At 66.7% G+C, this 17,019-nt stretch carries 16 protein-coding genes; 3 read left to right on the top strand and 13 right to left on the bottom strand.

Annotated elements, in window-relative coordinates; translation table 11 throughout:
* Positions 1 to 102: 102 nt before the first annotated feature.
* From QMZ25_RS02585 to QMZ25_RS02550, 8 genes are all read right to left on the bottom strand, one after another.
* The gene (locus tag QMZ25_RS02585) at positions 103 to 1,875 is read right to left on the bottom strand and encodes a DUF885 family protein (protein WP_283219079.1); all 1,773 of its coding nucleotides are present in this window, start codon (positions 1,873 to 1,875) and stop codon (positions 103 to 105) included.
* A gap of 243 nt (positions 1,876 to 2,118) precedes the next feature.
* Complete coding sequence (locus QMZ25_RS02580; RefSeq protein ID WP_053517717.1) at positions 2,119 to 2,460, bottom strand: lipid-A-disaccharide synthase N-terminal domain-containing protein; 342 nt, start codon at positions 2,458 to 2,460, stop codon at positions 2,119 to 2,121.
* A complete protein-coding gene (locus QMZ25_RS02575; protein ID WP_065174256.1) occupies positions 2,460 to 3,182 on the bottom strand; it encodes a glycosyltransferase family 2 protein in 723 nt (240 codons plus the stop codon). Before QMZ25_RS02575 ends, QMZ25_RS02580 begins: the two co-directional genes overlap by 1 nt.
* An 89-nt stretch (positions 3,183 to 3,271) precedes the next feature.
* Positions 3,272 to 4,237 carry an NAD-dependent epimerase/dehydratase family protein gene (locus QMZ25_RS02570; RefSeq protein ID WP_283219078.1) on the bottom strand — a complete coding sequence of 322 codons (966 nt, stop codon included), beginning with the start codon at positions 4,235 to 4,237 and terminating at the stop codon, positions 3,272 to 3,274.
* 29 nt (positions 4,238 to 4,266) lie between these two features.
* On the bottom strand, positions 4,267 to 5,190 hold the full coding sequence (locus QMZ25_RS02565) for a ParB/RepB/Spo0J family partition protein (protein ID WP_053517713.1): 924 nt from the start codon (positions 5,188 to 5,190) through the stop codon (positions 4,267 to 4,269).
* Positions 5,190 to 5,987 carry a ParA family protein gene (locus QMZ25_RS02560; protein ID WP_053517712.1) on the bottom strand — a complete coding sequence of 266 codons (798 nt, stop codon included), beginning with the start codon at positions 5,985 to 5,987 and terminating at the stop codon, positions 5,190 to 5,192. The genes QMZ25_RS02565 and QMZ25_RS02560 overlap by 1 nt, the downstream gene beginning before the upstream one ends.
* Positions 5,988 to 6,098: 111 nt before the next feature.
* Entirely contained in the window at positions 6,099 to 6,737 is a 639-nt protein-coding gene (gene rsmG, locus QMZ25_RS02555; RefSeq protein ID WP_053517711.1) for a 16S rRNA (guanine(527)-N(7))-methyltransferase RsmG, read from the bottom strand.
* Between the two features lie 39 nt (positions 6,738 to 6,776).
* Positions 6,777 to 7,376 carry a 4'-phosphopantetheinyl transferase superfamily protein gene (locus tag QMZ25_RS02550; protein WP_279942626.1) on the bottom strand — a complete coding sequence of 200 codons (600 nt, stop codon included), beginning with the start codon at positions 7,374 to 7,376 and terminating at the stop codon, positions 6,777 to 6,779.
* Positions 7,377 to 7,460: 84 nt separating this feature from the next.
* Between QMZ25_RS02550 and QMZ25_RS02545 the strand changes: the two genes are divergently transcribed.
* Positions 7,461 to 7,712 (top strand): GlsB/YeaQ/YmgE family stress response membrane protein, encoded by a 252-nt coding sequence (locus tag QMZ25_RS02545; protein ID WP_005411656.1) that lies wholly within the window; start codon positions 7,461 to 7,463, stop codon positions 7,710 to 7,712.
* Between the two features lie 36 nt (positions 7,713 to 7,748).
* On the opposite strand, the gene xth is transcribed toward QMZ25_RS02545, so the two are convergent.
* The 4 genes from xth to QMZ25_RS02525 form a co-directional block, all read right to left on the bottom strand.
* Entirely contained in the window at positions 7,749 to 8,516 is a 768-nt protein-coding gene (gene xth / locus QMZ25_RS02540) for an exodeoxyribonuclease III (RefSeq protein ID WP_283219077.1), read from the bottom strand.
* Between the two features lie 113 nt (positions 8,517 to 8,629).
* Positions 8,630 to 10,039 (bottom strand): coniferyl aldehyde dehydrogenase, encoded by a 1,410-nt coding sequence (locus QMZ25_RS02535; protein ID WP_283219076.1) that lies wholly within the window; start codon positions 10,037 to 10,039, stop codon positions 8,630 to 8,632.
* A 260-nt stretch (positions 10,040 to 10,299) separates the two neighbouring features.
* Positions 10,300 to 11,964: an MFS transporter gene (locus tag QMZ25_RS02530; protein ID WP_053517700.1), complete on the bottom strand. Its 1,665-nt coding sequence runs from the start codon at positions 11,962 to 11,964 to the stop codon at positions 10,300 to 10,302.
* Between the two features lie 94 nt (positions 11,965 to 12,058).
* Positions 12,059 to 13,480: a DcaP family trimeric outer membrane transporter gene (locus QMZ25_RS02525; protein ID WP_053517699.1), complete on the bottom strand. Its 1,422-nt coding sequence runs from the start codon at positions 13,478 to 13,480 to the stop codon at positions 12,059 to 12,061.
* 245 nt (positions 13,481 to 13,725) lie between these two features.
* Between QMZ25_RS02525 and acs the strand changes: the two genes are divergently transcribed.
* A complete protein-coding gene (gene acs, locus QMZ25_RS02520) occupies positions 13,726 to 15,669 on the top strand; it encodes an acetate--CoA ligase (RefSeq protein WP_065181408.1) in 1,944 nt (647 codons plus the stop codon).
* Positions 15,670 to 15,765: 96 nt separating this feature from the next.
* Positions 15,766 to 16,431: a response regulator transcription factor gene (locus tag QMZ25_RS02515; protein ID WP_005411662.1), complete on the top strand. Its 666-nt coding sequence runs from the start codon at positions 15,766 to 15,768 to the stop codon at positions 16,429 to 16,431.
* Positions 16,432 to 16,520: 89 nt separating this feature from the next.
* Here QMZ25_RS02515 and QMZ25_RS02510 read toward each other — a convergent pair whose 3' ends face one another.
* Positions 16,521 to 16,976, bottom strand: coding sequence for a transposase (locus tag QMZ25_RS02510; RefSeq protein ID WP_283219075.1), 456 nt, complete (start codon positions 16,974 to 16,976; stop codon positions 16,521 to 16,523).
* Positions 16,977 to 17,019 lie beyond the last annotated feature (43 nt).

Genomic DNA, 17,019 nt, shown 5'->3' with positions numbered 1-17,019 from the left:
GAAACCCGGCCCCGTCTGCCGCGCTTCGCGCTCGCCGGGCGTGGCCCGGCGCTACCACCGCGCATTCCGGTAGCGCCGGGCCATGCCCGGCGGCATTTCGGATCAGGCCTGCTTGCGCTGCGCGATATAGGCCTGGATCTGCTGTTCCAGTACCGGCAGCGGCACCGACCCCTGCTTGAGCACGGCGTCATGGAAACCCTTGACGTCGAACTTGTCGCCCAGCTCCTTCTCGGCCTGCGCGCGCAGGCGCACGATGGCGATCTCGCCGAGCTTGTAGCTCAACGCCTGGCCCGGCCAGGAGATGTAGCGATCCACTTCGGTGGTCACTTCGTGCTCGCTCAGCGCGGTATGGTCACGCAGGTAGGCGATGGCCTGTTCCCGGGTCCAGCCCTTGCTGTGCACCCCGGTATCGATCACCAGGCGTGCCGCGCGCCACATCTCGTAGGTGAGGCGACCGAAATCCTCGTAGGGGGTTTCATAGATGCCCATCTCCACGCCCAGCTTCTCGCTGTACAGGCCCCAGCCTTCGCCGTAGGCGGAGATGTAGGCGTTGCGGCGGAACTCGGGCTGTTCGCCCTGTTCGGCGGCGAGCGCGCCCTGCAGGGCATGACCGGGATCGGACTCGTGCAGGGTCAGCGCTGGCAGGTTGTACAGCGGCCGCGCCGGCAGGTTGTAGGTGTTGAGCCAATAGGTGCCCATGCCACCGCGGCCTGCGGTCCAGAATGGCGCGATGTCCGGCGGCACCGGCACGATGGTGAAGCGCGCGCGCGGCAGTGTCATGTACTTGCCGATGACACCATCGATGCGCTTGGAGATCCACGCCGCCCGATACAGCAGCTCGTTCGGGGTCTTGGCGTAGAACTGCGGATCGGTGCGCAGGAAGGTCAGGAATTCGCCGAAACTGCCCTTGAAGCCGACCTGCTGGATGATGTCGTTCATCTCCTTCTGGATGCGCGCGACTTCGCCCAGGCCGATGCGATGGATCTCATCCGGCGACAGGTCCAGCGTGGTGTATTCGTGGATCTGCTGCCTGTAGAACGCCTTGCCCTCCGGCATCGCTTCGGCCGCCAGGGTGGTACGCGCCTGCGGGACGTACTCATTGACGAAGAAGGTACGCAGCTGCTGGAAGGCCGGCACCACCTTGCCGCTGATCACCGCACGGGCCTGCGCCTGCAGCTGCGCCTGCTCGGCCGCCGGAATGCTGGCCGGCAGCTTCTTGAACGGCGCGTACAGCGGCGACTCGGTGGGGTCCTTCAGCTCGGCGACGGTGGCAATGGAGACCTCGCGCCCGTCAAGCACCGCGCGGGGCACGCTGAAACCCCGCTTGAGTCCGGCGCGCATGTTCTCGGTCTGCTGGCCGAAATAGCGCGGCACGTCGTCCAGGCGTGCGATGTAGTTGCGGAAGTCCTGCGCGGTCTTCATCTCGCGCCGGGCCATGAACGAGAGATTGGACCAGAACGAGGAATCGGAGTTGAACGGCATCTCGTAGGCCCGCAGACGCACCTCCTCGGCGAGGTTGAACACCTGGTCGCGGTAGATCGCGTAGTTCACCTGGTTGTCGGCGCTGAGTGTCTTCGGGTCGATCTTCTTCAGCTCGGCCAGGGTCTGGTCCCAGACCTTCAGGCGCGCCTGCTGCGCGGCCGCGCCCACATCGGGCAGCCGCGTGGCGTTGGCCGGCGCGTCGCCATCCTCGCTGGCTTCACCGCCCCCGGCCTGGCGCCACTTCCATTCCTTTTCGTACAGCGCGCGGAAGGCGGCATCGGCCGCCGATTCGGTGGTCGCAGGGGCGGACGCCGCGAGCGCGGGCGGAGCCGCCACGACGGCAGCCGGAGCGGACAGGGCGATGAGCAGGGCAACGGCAAGACGGGTTTTCACGAGCACAGGTTCCCGGGAAGGCAGACGCCGATCATGGCACCGCCGGACAGCCGGGGCATGGTTCAAAAGTCCTGCCTGCGCTGCAGGACCGGTAACGCGGGGACCGCACACCTTCGCCGGGCATGGCCCGGCGCTACCGGCGTTCGATCCCGCCCAGGTGCCGCCTCAACGGTTGGATCGGTAGCGCGGGGCCATGCCCCGCGAGCGCGCAGCGTGCAGAACGGACACCTCTCCGGCGCTACCTCAATGGCTGGCTTTGTCCCGCTTCCAGCCGCGGTGCCGGATGTCCAGGTGCAGGCTGTACAGCGCGGTGAACGCCGGGAACAGGTTCTGCAGCACGCCCACCGAATCCTGCTTGGCCGAGAACAGGAAGTAGCTCAGCGTCATCAGGCTGCCGATCACGCTCATGTACCAGAACAGGCGCGGGATGACCGGCTTGCCGGCACGCCGGGAGGCGATGAACTGGACCAGCCAGCGGCCGCCGAACATCAGTGCGCCGGTATAGCCGATCAGCTTCCAGCCCGTCACATGCAGGCCGGTCCAGAACAACCAGGTCAGCGGCTGGTCGAGCCAGTGCAGCGCCATCATCGTTCTTCCACCGCGGTACGCCTGCTGCGGGTGATCAGCCAGGCAACGCCCCGCAGGTCGCGGATGCCGACCAGCGCACGGCCGAGGTTGTTGTACTTGGAGACGCCAGCGGTACGGTGACGATGGTTGACCGGCACGCTGGTGGTCTTCCAACCGGCACGCTGCATCAGCGCCGGCAGATAGCGGTGCATGTGGTCGAAATACGGCAGGTCGAGGAAGGCTTCGCGCTCGAACAGCTTGATGCCGCAGCCGGTGTCGGGCGTATCGTCGCGCAGCATGCGCGCCCGGATGCGGTTGGCCCAGCGACTGGCCCAGCGCTTGCTGCCGCTGTCCTGGCGGTTGACGCGCCAGCCGGCAAACAGCTTCACCTGCCCGTCGGCAGCATCGCGAGCCGCCAGCAGCTTGGGGATGTCGGCCGGATCGTTCTGGCCATCACCATCCAGGGTGGCGATCCACGGCGCACGGGCATGCTTGACACCGGTGCGCACCGCTGTGCTCTGCCCGCTCTGCTCGACATGGTGCAGCACCCGCAACTCCGGCGTGGTGGCTTTCAGGCCCTGCAGCACCGCCAGGCTGTCATCGCGGGAGTGATCGTCGACATAGACGATCTCGAACGGCAACCGGCCCCGCAGTGCCGCGACGATTTCGGCGATCAGGGGCGCGACATTGTCGCGCTCGTTGAATACGGGGACGACAACGGAAAGCTCGGGTTGGCTCATGGGTCACTCGGCCAAGAGGGGACAAAGACCGCGCATTCTCCGAAGCCGAGGTTATCCGAAGATGAATCCGGCTGTGTGAGGATTGCTCCTCAGGCGCGATCGCCGAAATACTCGCGGCACCACTGGACGACGGGCGGCAGCCCCTGCTCGATCGGGGTCACCGCATCGAAGCCGAATGCGTCATGTGCGCGGCGGGTGTCGGCCATCGTGCGGACCATGTCGCCCGGCTGCATCGGCTTGTAGACCTTCTGCGCAGGGCGGCCGGCGGCCTGCTCGATGACGCTGATGAAGCGCTCCAGCTCGACCGGCGTATGGTTGCCGAGGTTGAATACCCGATGCGGTACCGGACCATCGGCCGGGTGCGCGAGCGCGCCGAGGATACCCGACACGATGTCGGAGACATGTGTGAAATCGCGCTGCATGCGCCCCTGGTTGAACACCTCGATCGGGCGCCCGGCCAGGACGGCACACGAAAACAGCAGCGGCGCCATGTCCGGCCGTCCCCACGCGCCGTACACGGTGAAGAAGCGCAGGCCGGTGGCATGCAGGCCATACAGCTGCGCGTAGGTGTGCGCCATCAGCTCGTTGGCAGCCTTGGTGGCCGCGTACAGCGAGCGCGGCTGGTCCACGCGCTGGTCCTCGGAGAACGGCGGCGTGGCCGAATCGCCGTACACCGAACTGCTGGAGGCGTAGACCAGATGCTGCACGCCGCGGTGGCGGCACAGTTCCAGGATATTGACGAAGCCGACCAGGTTGCTGTCGACGTAGGCCTGCGGATTCTCCAGCGAATAGCGCACCCCGGCCTGCGCGGCCAGATGGATCACCGCGCTCGGCTGCAGTTCGTCGAACAGCGCGGCCAGGCCTTCACGGTCGGTCAGGTCAAGCGTGCGCAGATCCAGCGTGGGGCACAGCGCGGCCACGCGGTCCCGCTTGATCTGCGGGTCGTAGTAGTCGTTGAAGTTGTCCAGGCCCACCACCGGCTGGCCCGCCTCCAGCAGCGCGCGGGCGGTGTAGGCACCGATGAAGCCGGCAGCGCCGGTGAGCAGGATGGTCATTGCAGGTCTCTGTCCACGTGCCGAGCGACTCAGCCCTGGCGGGTCCGCAGCTTTTCCAGCACGCCGTCGAGGGTATCCAGATCGGTGTAGTGGATGATCAGCTTGCCCTTGCCGCCGCGGCCGTGGCTGATCGCCACCTTGGTCCCCAGCGACTCGGACAGTTCGGTTTCCAGCGAGGCGATGTCGGCCTGCTGCACCTTCGGCGTGGCCGCCGGGCGGTTGCTCGGCACCTTGCCGGCGGCGAAGGCCTGCGCGCGGCGCTCCACTTCACGCACCGACCAGCCTTCATCGGCCGCTTCCTGCGCCAGCTTGCCGGCCAGTTCCGGGGCCAGGGTCAGCAGCGCGCGGGCGTGGCCCATTTCCAGGCGGCGGGTTTCCAGCAGCAGGCGGATGGCCACCGGCAGTTCCAGCAGGCGCAGCAGGTTGGACACCGCCGCGCGCGAGCGGCCGACGGCCTCGGCCGCCTCGGCATGGGTCAGGGTGAACTCGCTGATCAGGCGCTGCAGCGCCTCGGCTTCTTCCAGCGGGTTGAGGTCTTCGCGCTGGATGTTCTCGATCAGCGCCATCGCGATGACGGTGCGGTCTTCCAGTTCGCGCACCACCACCGGCACTTCGTCCAGACCGGCCAGCTGCGAGGCGCGCCAGCGGCGTTCGCCGGCGACGATCTCGAAGTTGCCCGCCGGCAGCTGACGCACCAGGATCGGCTGGATCACGCCCTGCGACCGGATCGAGTCCGCCAGTTCGGACAGCTTGCCCTCGTCCATTTCGCGACGCGGCTGGTACTTGCCCGGCTGCAGCTGGCCGACCGGCAGCTTGCGCAGCACCTCACCCGGCAACGGTTCGATCACCGCGGTGGTGGCCTGCACCTGGCTGACCGCTCCCTTCGGACCGAGCAGCGCATCCAGGCCACGGCCGAGGCCTCGCTTCTTGGCTGCCGGCTTGCTGCTGGTCATCAGACGGTCTCCACGGCCTTGGTGGCCTTGTTGCGTTCGTTGTTGCGACGGATGATCTCGCCGGCCAGGCCCAGGTAAGCCACGCCGCCGCGCGAGGCGCGGTCGTAGCCGACGATGCTCTGGCCGTGGCTGGGCGCTTCAGCCAGGCGCACGTTGCGCGGCACGATGGTACGGAACACGCGGTCGCCGAAGTGTTCGGTCAGTTCGGCCGATACGGCGTTGGCCAGGTTGTTGCGCACATCGAACATGGTACGCAGCACGCCCTCGATCTCCAGCGCCGGGTTCAGGCTGGCGCGCAGCGCCTCGATGGTTTCCACCAGAGCACTCAGACCTTCCAGCGCGTAGTACTCGCACTGCATCGGCACGATCACCGAATCGGCGGCGGCCAGTGCGTTGAGCGTCAGCAGTGAAAGCGCCGGCGGGCAGTCGATCAGGATGTAGTCGTACTCGTCGCGGATCGGCGCCAGCGCCCGCTTCAGGCGCTGCTCGCGCTCGCCCTGCGCCATCAGCTGGATCTCCGCAGCGGTCAGGTCGATGTTGCCGGGCAGCAGGTCGTAGCCTTCCGCGGTCTGCACGCGCACGTCGGCGGCGGTGTTCTCGCCCAGCAGCAGGTCGCAGGTGGACGCCGCCAGCTCACGCTTGTCCACACCACTGCCCATGGTCGCGTTGCCCTGCGAATCCAGGTCGACCAACAGCACGCGCTTGGGTGCGTTGGCCAGGGAAGCGGCCAGGTTGACGGCGGTCGTGGTCTTGCCGACGCCACCCTTCTGGTTGGCGATGGCGATGATGCGGGCCATGCGGGTGTGCCTCGTCGACGGATGCTGGGACCGGTCATTATGCGTACAACCGGGCCCGGGCGGAAATCGTGGATCGCCAACCCCTTGTCGCGCAAAGGGTTGGCGGCGGGATCAGGGGCCTGTAACGGTGACCAGGTGGCGCTCGCCCGCCAGGCCGGGCACGCTCAACGGGGCCACGTCGCGCACCTGCCAGCCTGCCGGCAGTGCGGCGATCTCTTCATGCGGGTAGACGCCCTTCATCGCCAGCAGCACGCCGCCAGGACGCAGCAGGTGGCCACCGACGCGGATGATGCCGGCCAGCGTGTCCATCGCGCGGGCGGTCAACTGGTCGTAGTGGCCGGCCTCGTCCAGCGCTTCGGCGCGCGACTCAGCCACGCGGGCATTGCCCAGGCCGAGCTGGCGCACGGCCTCGCGCATGAAGCGGGCCTTCTTGCCGTTGCTCTCGACCAGGGTGACCTGCAGACCCGGGCAGGCGATCGCCAGCGGGATACCGGGCAGCCCAGGACCGGTACCCAGGTCGGCCAGGCGGCCATCGGCCACGAACGGCTGCATGGCCAGCGAATCGAGCAGGTGACGGGTGACCATCTCCTGCGGGTCGCGGATGGCGGTGAGGTTGTAGGTGCCGTTCCAGCGGTGCAGCAGGCCCAGGTAGCGCAGCAGCGGCGGCGCCAGTGCGGCGTCCAGGCCCATGCCGGCCAGGCCCTGCTCCAGCGTGGCGGTCACGCCGGCGGGGAGTTCGTGTTCGCTCATGCCGCCATTATCGCCCGTTTCCCGGGCTGATTCGCCGCTTCATTGCGGATACCAGGCCAATGCGGCACGGAACTGGCCGCTGGCCTGCCATTCGTGCAGATGCCACTGCCGGGCATCACCCAGCGCAGGGTCGCACCAGCGCAGGTGCAGGGCGCCGTCGACACCTGGCGCCAGCTGCAGGCGATGCAGGCCGAACGAAATGCCCTGCCCGTGTGCCTTCAGCAGCGCCTCCTTGGCGCACCAGACACGGAAGAACCAGTGTTCGCGTTCCGTGGCGTCCAGGCCCTGCAGCCAGGCCACCTCTTCCGGATGGAAGAAGCGCTGCACGATCTCCAGCAGGCGTGGGCGCGGGCGCAGCAGTTCCAGGTCCACGCCGAGCCGTACACCTTCACCCAGCGCCACCAGCAGCACGTCGCCACTGTGGCTCCAGCCCGTGCCGTGGTTGGCCAGCGCACCGGTCAGCTCGGGTCGGCCCTTGTCGTCGCGGACCAGCGGCAGTGCCTCCGGCGCGAGATCCAGCGCCTGTGCCAGCACCTGCCGGGCCTGCGGCTCACCGCGCTGGCCCGGCACGTGTGGCCGCCGCCAGACCGTGACCGGGCCGAAGCGCCAGGGGCCATCCAGGGTGGCTGGCAAGCTCATCCGCACGCAACCGTCACGGGATTGCACGACGGGTTCACAGCCATGCGCGTCAACTGGTCACGGTTTTCCACCGGAGGTTCGATCATGGGCATCATCATCTGGCTGATCGTCGGCGGCATCGTGGGCTGGCTGGCAAGCATCATCATGAAGCGCGATGCGCAGCAGGGCATCATTCTCAACATCGTGGTCGGCATTGTCGGCGCGCTGATTTCCGGCTGGCTGTTCGGCGGCGGCATCAACGAAGCGATCACCATCCGCACCTTCCTGTTCTCGCTGATCGGTGCGGTGATCCTGCTGGCGATCGTCAACCTGTTCACCCGCAAGAGCATACGTTGATCCGACGGGCAGCGCCGGGCACGGCCCGGCGCTACCTCACCCCAACTGCACCCATGCCGGCGCGTGGTCGCTGGGGCGCTCCCAGGTACGTGGCTCGCGGTCGATGCCGGACGCCACGGCGCCGCCCTTGAGCGCATCGGAGACCAGGGTGAGGTCGATGCGCAGGCCCAGATTGCGGCGGAAGCCCGCCGCGCGGTAATCCCACCAGCTGAACGTGCCGGCTTGCTCGTTGTGCAGCCGGAAACCGTCGTGCAGGCCCAGCTGCAGCAGCTTGTTCAGCGCGCCGCGCTCGGCGGTGGAGGTGAGGATGTGGTTCTCGTTCCACACCTCCGGATCATGCACGTCGCGGGCGTCCGGGGCGATGTTGAAGTCACCCAGCACGACCAGCTTCGGGTGCCGCTGCAGTTCCTCGCCGATCCAGGCGTGCACGGCCTCCAGCCAGCGCAGCTTGTACGCATACTTGTCGGTGCCGACGTCCTGGCCGTTGACCACATACAGGTTGATCACCCGCAGGTCGCCAAAGGTGCCGGCGATGACGCGCTTCTGCTCGTCCTCGAAACCCGGAATGCCGATCTGCACGTCCTGCGCCGGCTCGCGTGACAGCAGGGCCACGCCGTTGTAGGTCTTCTGGCCGGCGAATACGCTGCGGTAGCCGGCGCCGATCAGCGCCGCATCCGGGAACTTGTGGTCCTCCAGCTTGGTTTCCTGGATGCCGACGATGTCCGGGCCGAACTCCTTGAGCCACTGCTCCAGGTGCGGCAGGCGGACGTTGAGCGAATTGACGTTCCACGAGGCGATCTTCATGGGGGCATTCTACCCGGGCCTGCTTTGGTAGGCGCCAACCTTGGTTGGCGCATGGATGCCCCGCGTGCCAACCAAGGTTGGCACCTACCGGTAGAGCCACGCCATGCGTGGTTTCACCGCAGCAGCAGCTTCAACATCCCCGCAATCTTCGAATACGGCGGCCGCAGCCTGTCGCTGGCCGCCCAGCGCGACTGCCACAGCACCGGCAACCGCTTGCTCATCGCATCGAACCCGGCGCGGCCGTGGTACGCGCCCATGCCGCTGGCGCCCACCCCGCCGAACGGCAGGCCATCGGCGGCGAAGTGCAGCAGCGTGTCGTTGACCGTTACTCCCCCGGCCACCACGTTGGCGAGAATGCGCTCCACGGTGGCGCGGTCGTGGCTGAAGGGATACAGCGCCAGCGGCCGGTCGCGGGAGAGAACGTCGACCAGCGCCGCATCCAGATCCGGGTAGGCGCGCACCGGCAGGATCGGCCCGAAGATCTCCTCACGCATCAGGTCCAGGTTGTCCGGCGGGTCCAGCACCACGGTCGGCACCAGCAGGCGCTCGCGGTCGGCGCGAGCCTCATCCACGTGCGCCAGCGGAATCACCGGCACCCCGCGTTGCCGCGCCTGTGCCAGGTAGCCCTGCAGGCGCTGGTACTGGCCTTCGTTGATGATGCGCGTGTAGTCGCCGGCCTCGCTGAAGTCACCATAGCGCTCGCGTACCTGCTGCTGCAGCGCCTGCACGAACTCGCGCTGACGCGCGCTATCGATCAGCACGTAATCCGGCGCGATGCAGGTCTGGCCCGCGTTGAACCACTTGCCGGTGGCCAGCCGTGCGGCGGCTTTGTCCAGCGGGAAATCACGGCAGACGATGGCCGGCGACTTGCCGCCCAGTTCCAGCGTGACCGGCACCAGATGTTCGGCCGCAGCCGCCATCACCTTGCGGCCCACGGCCGTCGAGCCGGTGAACAGCAGATGGTCCAACGGCAGCGACGACACCGCCGCCGCCACGTCCGCACCACCCTGCACCACCGCCACCCGATCGGGCGGGAACACACTGGCCAGCAGATCGGCCAGGAACGCGCTGGTGCGGGGCGTGTGTTCCGAAGGCTTCAGCAGTACGTGGTTGCCGGCAGCGATGGCGGTGGCCAGTGGCACCAATGCCAGCGTAACCGGGTAGTTCCACGGCGAGATCACCCCGACCACGCCCAACGGCGTCGGCCGCAGCTGCGCGCGCGCCGGCCACAACTTCCATCCCGCCGATGCCCGCTGCGGCTTCGACCAGCGCCGCAGGTGGCGCCGCAGGTGGTCGATGGCCGACAGCACGCTCATGCCATCGGCCAGTTTCGATTCAACGTGGGCGCGGTGGCCGAAGTCCTCGGCGATGGCCTGGGCCATTTCATCCAGACGCGGCTTCAGCGCCTCGCGCAGGCGGCGCAGGTCGGCTTCGCGCTGATCCAGCGACGGGCGCTGCGACTGCCAGGCGCTGCGCAGGGTGTGCAGGAGGTCGGGGAGGTCGGCTGGGGCGGTGGTCGTCATGGGCCGACTATACGGGGTGCGGCACTGTCCGACGGAGTCAGATACCTTTCGCGCGCGAAAGAGATCTGACCCTGGGCGCGAGATGGCGGGTGGCTTCGGATGCTTTTCAACCACGATTACGGCATTGAACGCTGTCTTTTCGCGTCTGCGGAGTTTTGTGCCGCGCGCTGCGCGGTCGCCGAGCATGGCTCGGCGCTACAGGGCAACGAAAAGGCCGTGGTCTGCACCACGGCCTCTCCTTCATCCGGTGAACATCATTCCTACTTGGTGATATCCACGTCCTTGGTTTCACGCAGGAACAGGCCACCGATCACCACCGACATCAGCGCGATCGCGATCGGATACCACAGGCCGTAGTACAGATTGCCGGTACCGGCCACCAGCGCGAAGGAGATCGCCGGCAGGAAGCCACCGAACCAGCCGTTGCCGATGTGATACGGCAGCGACATCGAGGTGTAGCGGATGCGGGTCGGGAACAGCTCGACCAGGTAGGCGGCGATCGGGCCGTAGACCATGGTCACGTACAGCACCAGCAGCCACAGCATGAAGATCGTGCCCGCAATGTTGATGCGCGCGCTGTCCGCCTTGGCCGGGTAGCCGGCGGTGGTCAGGGCGGTCTTCAGTTCGGCACCGAATGCGTCGGCCTTGGCCTTGCCTTCGTCCTTGCTCAGTCCCGCCGCTTCATACGAGGTGACGCTGGCGCTGCCGACGTTGACGATCGCCAGCGAACCCGCCGCTGCCGGCTGCACGTCGTACGGCACGCCCGCCTTGGTCAACGCGGCGGTGGCCACGTCACAGGAGCTGGTGAACTTGCGCAGGCCGACCGGATCGAACTGGAACGAGCAGGTGGACGGATCGGCCACGACCAGGGCCGGCGAGCTGCTGCGGGCCTCTTCGATGGCCGGGTTGGCGAAGTGGGTCAGGCCCTTGAAGATCGGGATGTAAGTCACGGCAGCCAGCAGGCAGCCGGCGAGGATGATCTTCTTGCGGCCGATGCGGTCGGACAGCCAGCCGAAGAAGATGAAGAACGGCACACCCAGCGCCAGTGCGGCCGCGATCAGCAGGTAGGAGGTGGTGGCGTCGACCTTCAGCATGCTGCTGAGGAAGAACAGCGCATAGAACTGGCCGCCGTACCAGACCACGGCCTGGCCGGCCGCTGCGCCCAGCAGGACCAGCAGCATCAGCTTCAGGTTGCCGCCCTTCAGGCTGTCACGGAACGGCGTTTTGGAGCCCTTGCCTTCCGACTTCATCTGCTGGAACAGCGGCGACTCACTCAGTTGCAGGCGGATCCACACCGAGATGCCCAGCAGCACGATGGACACCAGGAACGGAATGCGCCAGCCCCAGGCTTCGAATGCTTCATTGCCCAGGAAGTAGCGGCAGGCCAGGATGATCAGCAGCGACATGAACAGGCCCAGCGTGGCGGTGCACTGGATGAAGCTGGTGTACAGGCCACGCTTGTCGTCCGGGGCATGCTCGGCCACATAGGTCGCCGCGCCGCCGTATTCGCCACCCATCGCCAGGCCCTGGGCCAGGCGCAGGATGATCAGGATCACCGGCGCGGCAAAGCCGATCGACGCGTAGTTGGGCAGCACACCGACCAGGAAGGTCGAGATGCCCATGATCAGGATGGTGACCAGGAAGGTGTACTTGCGGCCGATGCGGTCGCCGAGGCTGCCGAAGAAGGCCGCGCCGAACGGACGCACGAAGAAGCCGGCGGCGAACGCCAGCAGGGCGAAGATCATGCCCGTGGTTTCATTGACACCGCTGAAGAACTGCTTGGCGATGATGGCGGCGAGCGAGCCGTACAGGAAGAAGTCATACCACTCGAAGACCGTACCCAGGCTCGAAGCGAAGATGACTTTCTTGTGGCCCTTGGTAAGGGTGCCCGCGGGATTGTGCGCGGTGCTGGGTGTGCTGGACATGAGACGCTTCCCCTCCGAAGCAATCGTTGTTGGCAAGTGCCGACGGTGGGTCGGCACTCAGTATCGGTAGCGGCCGACCTGGGTCGGCGCGCCGTCAGAAGCTGTACTTCGTGGTGAACTGCAGCCGGGTGATGTCACCCTTGTTGCCGTTCTCGATCTCGCGGCGGCCATACATCAGCTCGGCGCCGACATCGACCTTGGGCAGCGGTGAGTAGAAGATGTTGCCGCGGATGCTCTGCACGCTCTTGGTGACCAGCGGGCCCAGCACGCTGTCGTTGTCGTAGTCGCTGCGCGCATAGATCAGGTTGGTGCGCAGCTTCGGCGAGAACGCATGGCGCCAGCCCACGTAGCCGGCCAGAACGCCGGTCGGATTGAGCTCGTCGCGGGCGATGTCATAGGCCGAGTCGGCGGTGATGCCCAGGCCGATGTAACGCGCGATGCCCTCGCCTCCGGTGAACTGGTAATGCAGCGAATCACTGTCGCCCATCACCCACTTGCCGCCCAGGGTCAGGCCGCCGGCAACCTTGTCGGCCTTGGCGCCGGTGGTCTGGTTGTCGACCTTCAGCTGGCGGACGATGCCGCCGACGCCGAAGGTGCCCCAGTCGCCCTTCCAGCCGTAACGCATCGTCAGATCCGGCAGGCTGCCGCGATCGGAGTTGGCGCTGGCGTTGGTCCAGGCGCCGGTGACCGGATTGCGGGTACCGGTAAGCGTGGTGGTTTCCGGGTTTTCCAGGGCAACGCTGAAGCCCCCGCTGGTGTAACGCACCTGTGCCTGGCGTACGAAGATCACACCGTCGGTCGGGCCGACGAAGTCGACCGCTTCCGGCAATGCGGCCGCGTCCATGAAGTTGGACCAGGTCTGGCCGGCGAGCCAGTTGTTCCAGTACATGTAGGCATGGCGCAGGGTGACACCGTAGGTGTTGGTGGCGGTCTGGTTGCCGAGCGAGTTGCCGAAGAAGTCCATCTCGAAGAACGCGCCGGCCTTGTTGCCGGACTCGCTCACGTTGTCGATGCCCAGGTTGAAGCGCGAGAACTTTGCGTGGGCGTTGTAGTCGGTGCCCGAACGCCTGCCGTTTCCGCCGGCGCCTTCCACCGGGGTCTGGCCCGGCAGATACAGCGAACGGCCGGTGGCATCGTCGGCCAGCTGGCCGTCACTGGTCTGGGTCGCCAGGAAGTCAGCCTTGATGAAGCCACCGATCTTGACCGTGGTACCCGGTGCGGCACCCGGAGTGATGGTGGTGACCTGGATCGGCTGCTTGCCGGCCGGCACCGCCGGCTTCTGCTCGGACTGCACGGTGCGGACTTCGGTCACCGCCTGCTGGGTCTGGGCGATCTGGGTCTGCTGCTGTTGCTGCGAAGACAGCAGCAGCTGGACCTGGCGCTCCAGTTCGGCGACGCGTGATTCGAGTGCTTTTTCTTTGGCGGTCTCTGCGAACGCCATGCCCGGTGCGACCAGGGCGACCAGCAGGCAGGCCGCCAAAGGTGTGCGCACGGCTTTCAACGTACGGTGGCTCATGTTGCCCTCTCTCCCAAGTGGCAAGGTGATGCCGCGCGTGGGGCACGGTCGAGCCGAGACTGCGGGGCACATGCGCGCACCGGCTATTCGCCATTGGTCGAAGCCGGGCCCGCAGGGCGCTCACTTTCGACCATGGTCTAAGCACAGTGGTGACGCGGCCGGGGGTGGATGGGGCAAACTGAGGGGGATCGGTCGTTGCGATGCTGCGACCGCACATACAAAGTCAACGTGCAAGTGAGGGTGCCATGGCTGATATCTACCCCGTCGATCCGCAGTTCGCCGCCAAGGCACGCATCGACAAGACGTCCTACCAACAGCAGTACCAGGCTTCTGTGACCGACCCGGAGGGTTTCTGGGGCAAGGCCGCCGAGCGCCTGCAATGGATGCGCACGCCGACGAAGATCAAGAACGTCAGCTACGACCTGGCCGACTTCCACATCAAGTGGTTCGAGGACGGCGAGCTCAACGCCAGCGTCAACTGCCTTGACCGCCAGCTGGACAGCCGTGGCGACAAGACCGCCCTGCTGTTCGAGCCGGACAGCCCGGACGCACCGGCCCAGCACGTGACCTATCGCGAGCTGTACGAGCGCACCTGCCGGCTCGGCAATGCGCTGCGCAACCTGGGCGTCGGCAAGGGTGACCGGGTCACCATCTACCTGCCGATGATCGTCGATGCTGCCGTGGCCATGCTGGCCTGCGCGCGCATCGGTGCGATCCACTCGGTGGTGTTCGGTGGCTTCGCGCCGAACTCGATCGCCGATCGTGTCAGCGACTGCCAGAGCAAGCTCATCATCACCGCCGACGAGGGCCTGCGCGGTGGCCGCAAGGTTCCGCTGAAGGCCAACGTCGATGCAGCCCTGAAACTGCCGGGCACCAACACCGTGGAGACCGTGCTGGTGGTGCGCCACACCGGCGGCGCGGTGGACATGCAGGCCCCGCGCGACCGCTGGTTCCATGACGTCGTGGACAGCCAGCCATCCACCTGCGAGCCGGAGCGCATGAACGCCGAGGATCCGCTGTTCATCCTCTACACGTCCGGTTCCACCGGCAAGCCGAAGGGCGTGCTTCACACCACCGGCGGTTATCTGCTGTACGCGGCATACACCCACGAAGCGGTGTTCGACCTGCGCGAGGACGACATCTACTGGTGCACCGCCGACGTCGGCTGGGTCACCGGCCACAGCTACATCGTGTACGGCCCGCTGGCCAACGGCGCAACCTCGCTGATGTTCGAGGGCGTGCCGAACTACCCGGACACCTCGCGTTTCTGGAACGTCATCGACAAGCACAAGGTGTCGATCTTCTATACCGCGCCGACCGCCATCCGTGCACTGATGCGCGAAGGCGAGGAGCCGGTGAAGAAGACCTCGCGCGCCTCGCTGCGCCTGCTCGGCAGCGTCGGCGAGCCGATCAATCCCGAGGCCTGGCGCTGGTACTACGAGGTGGTCGGCGACAGCCGCTGCCCGATCGTCGATACCTGGTGGCAGACCGAGACCGGCGGCATCCTGATTTCGCCGCTGGCCGGTGCGATGGACCTCAAGCCGGGGTCGGCCACCCTGCCCTTCTTCGGCGTACAGCCGGCGCTGGTGAACGCCGATGGCGAGATCCAGGACGGCCCGACCGAAGGCAATCTGATCATCCGTGATTCCTGGCCGGGCCAGATGCGCACGGTGTACGGCGACCACCAGCGCTTCATCGACACCTATTTCCGCACGTATCCGGGCAGCTACTTCACCGGCGACGGTTGCCGCCGCGACGAAGACGGCTACTACTGGATCACCGGCCGCGTGGACGATGTGATCAACGTGTCCGGCCACCGCATCGGCACCGCCGAGGTCGAAAGCGCGCTGGTCTCGCACCCGAAGGTGGCAGAAGCCGCCGTCGTCGGCTTCCCGCACGACGTGAAGGGCCAGGGCATCTATGCCTACGTCACCCTGGTGGCCGAGGAAGCGCCGAGCGAAGAGCTGCACAAGGAGCTGATCGCATGGGTGCGCAAGGAAATCGGGCCGATCGCCACCCCGGACCACCTGCAGTGGGCACCGGGCCTGCCGAAGACCCGCTCGGGCAAGATCATGCGCCGCATCCTGCGCAAGATTGCTGAAAACGCGCCGGACCAGCTCGGCGACACCTCGACCCTGGCCGATCCGTCGGTGGTGGCGTCGCTGGTGGACGAACGCAAGGTACGCTGACGTACGACCCGGGGTCGGATCCCTTTCCGCAGGGAAAGGGCTCTCTGCCCCCAGGGGCCTGGCCCCCGAACAGTTTCCCCACGGTTCCCCCCGACCATGACCACCCTCCTGATTGCAGATGACCACCCGCTGTTCCGCGAAGCCCTGCGTGGGGCCGTACAGCGGGTCATCCCCGGCGTGCAGCTGTTCGAGGCTGACAGCGTGGAAGCGCTGTATGCACTGGCCGACCAGCACAACGATGCCGACCTGGTCCTGATGGACCTCAACATGCCGGGTGCACAGGGTTTCAACGCACTGGTGCACATGCGCTCGCTGCATCCTCACCTGCCGGTGGTGGTCGTCTCCGCGCGGGAGGAGGCCACGGTGATGCGCCGTGCGCTCGATCACGGTGCGCTGGGCTTCATTCCCAAGTCCGCCGACTCGGACACCATCGGTCATGCGCTGGGCACCATCCTCGACGGCGAGACGTGGGCCCCGCCGGAGGCACACAACGTGCCACCCACCGAGCGCGAGGAACGCGAGGTCGGCCAGCGCCTGCGCGAGCTGACGCCGCAGCAGTTCCGCGTGCTGCAGATGCTGGGCGCCGGCCGCCTGAACAAGCAGATCGCCTACGACCTCAACGTCTCCGAAGCGACGATCAAGGCACATGTGACCGCGATCCTGCGCAAGCTGGGCGTGACCAACCGCACCCAGGCGGTGCTGATGGCCGGCAAGCTGGCCATCGACGACGACGCGATCGTGCTGCCGCCGGAAGAAGACTGACCGTGCCGGGCTGCGGAGCCGTGCACGGGGTCTCGTGATGCCCTCGTAGAGCCGAGCCCGTGCTCGGCTGCTCTTCGCCTCAATGCCAATCATGCCTCAAGCGGCCATCGACTCCAGGCATAGGGGTACTCCGCGATACGGGTCGCCAACCCTGCACGCACGGGATTGGCCGCAATGTATCTCGCCTGCGTGTGCAGGCATTCGTCACTGCGCAACGCATGGTCGTAGTACCCCGGCTGCCAGATCGGCACGTTCGCATCAACGCGCGTGGCGATGGATCTTCCACTCCTGGACTTCAGGATCTGCATGCGGCCGGCCAGCGTGCCGGTACGCAACTCCATCAACCAATGCAGGTAGTCGGGCATGATCACCCAGCCCAGGGAGAAGGTACGACCGGTCCGCTCTACCGTGCGCAGGGCTTCGATCAGCAGCTCAACGTTGGCCTTGTCTATGAACCAGGGACGACGCGCATGCGTTACCGTGGTAAGCGCGTAGACATTGCCGGTATGCGACCAACGACCATAACGAAGTGCGGGACTGGCCATGCGAAGAGGCTATGGCACGCATGACAGCCTCTCCATCAGTGCA

The organism is Stenotrophomonas sp. RS-48 (genome assembly GCF_030053245.1).
Lineage (GTDB): Bacteria > Pseudomonadota > Gammaproteobacteria > Xanthomonadales > Xanthomonadaceae > Stenotrophomonas > Stenotrophomonas maltophilia_P.
The sequence above is the reverse complement of the archived record's forward strand: the minus strand, read 5'-3'. Positions and strand labels throughout refer to the sequence as shown.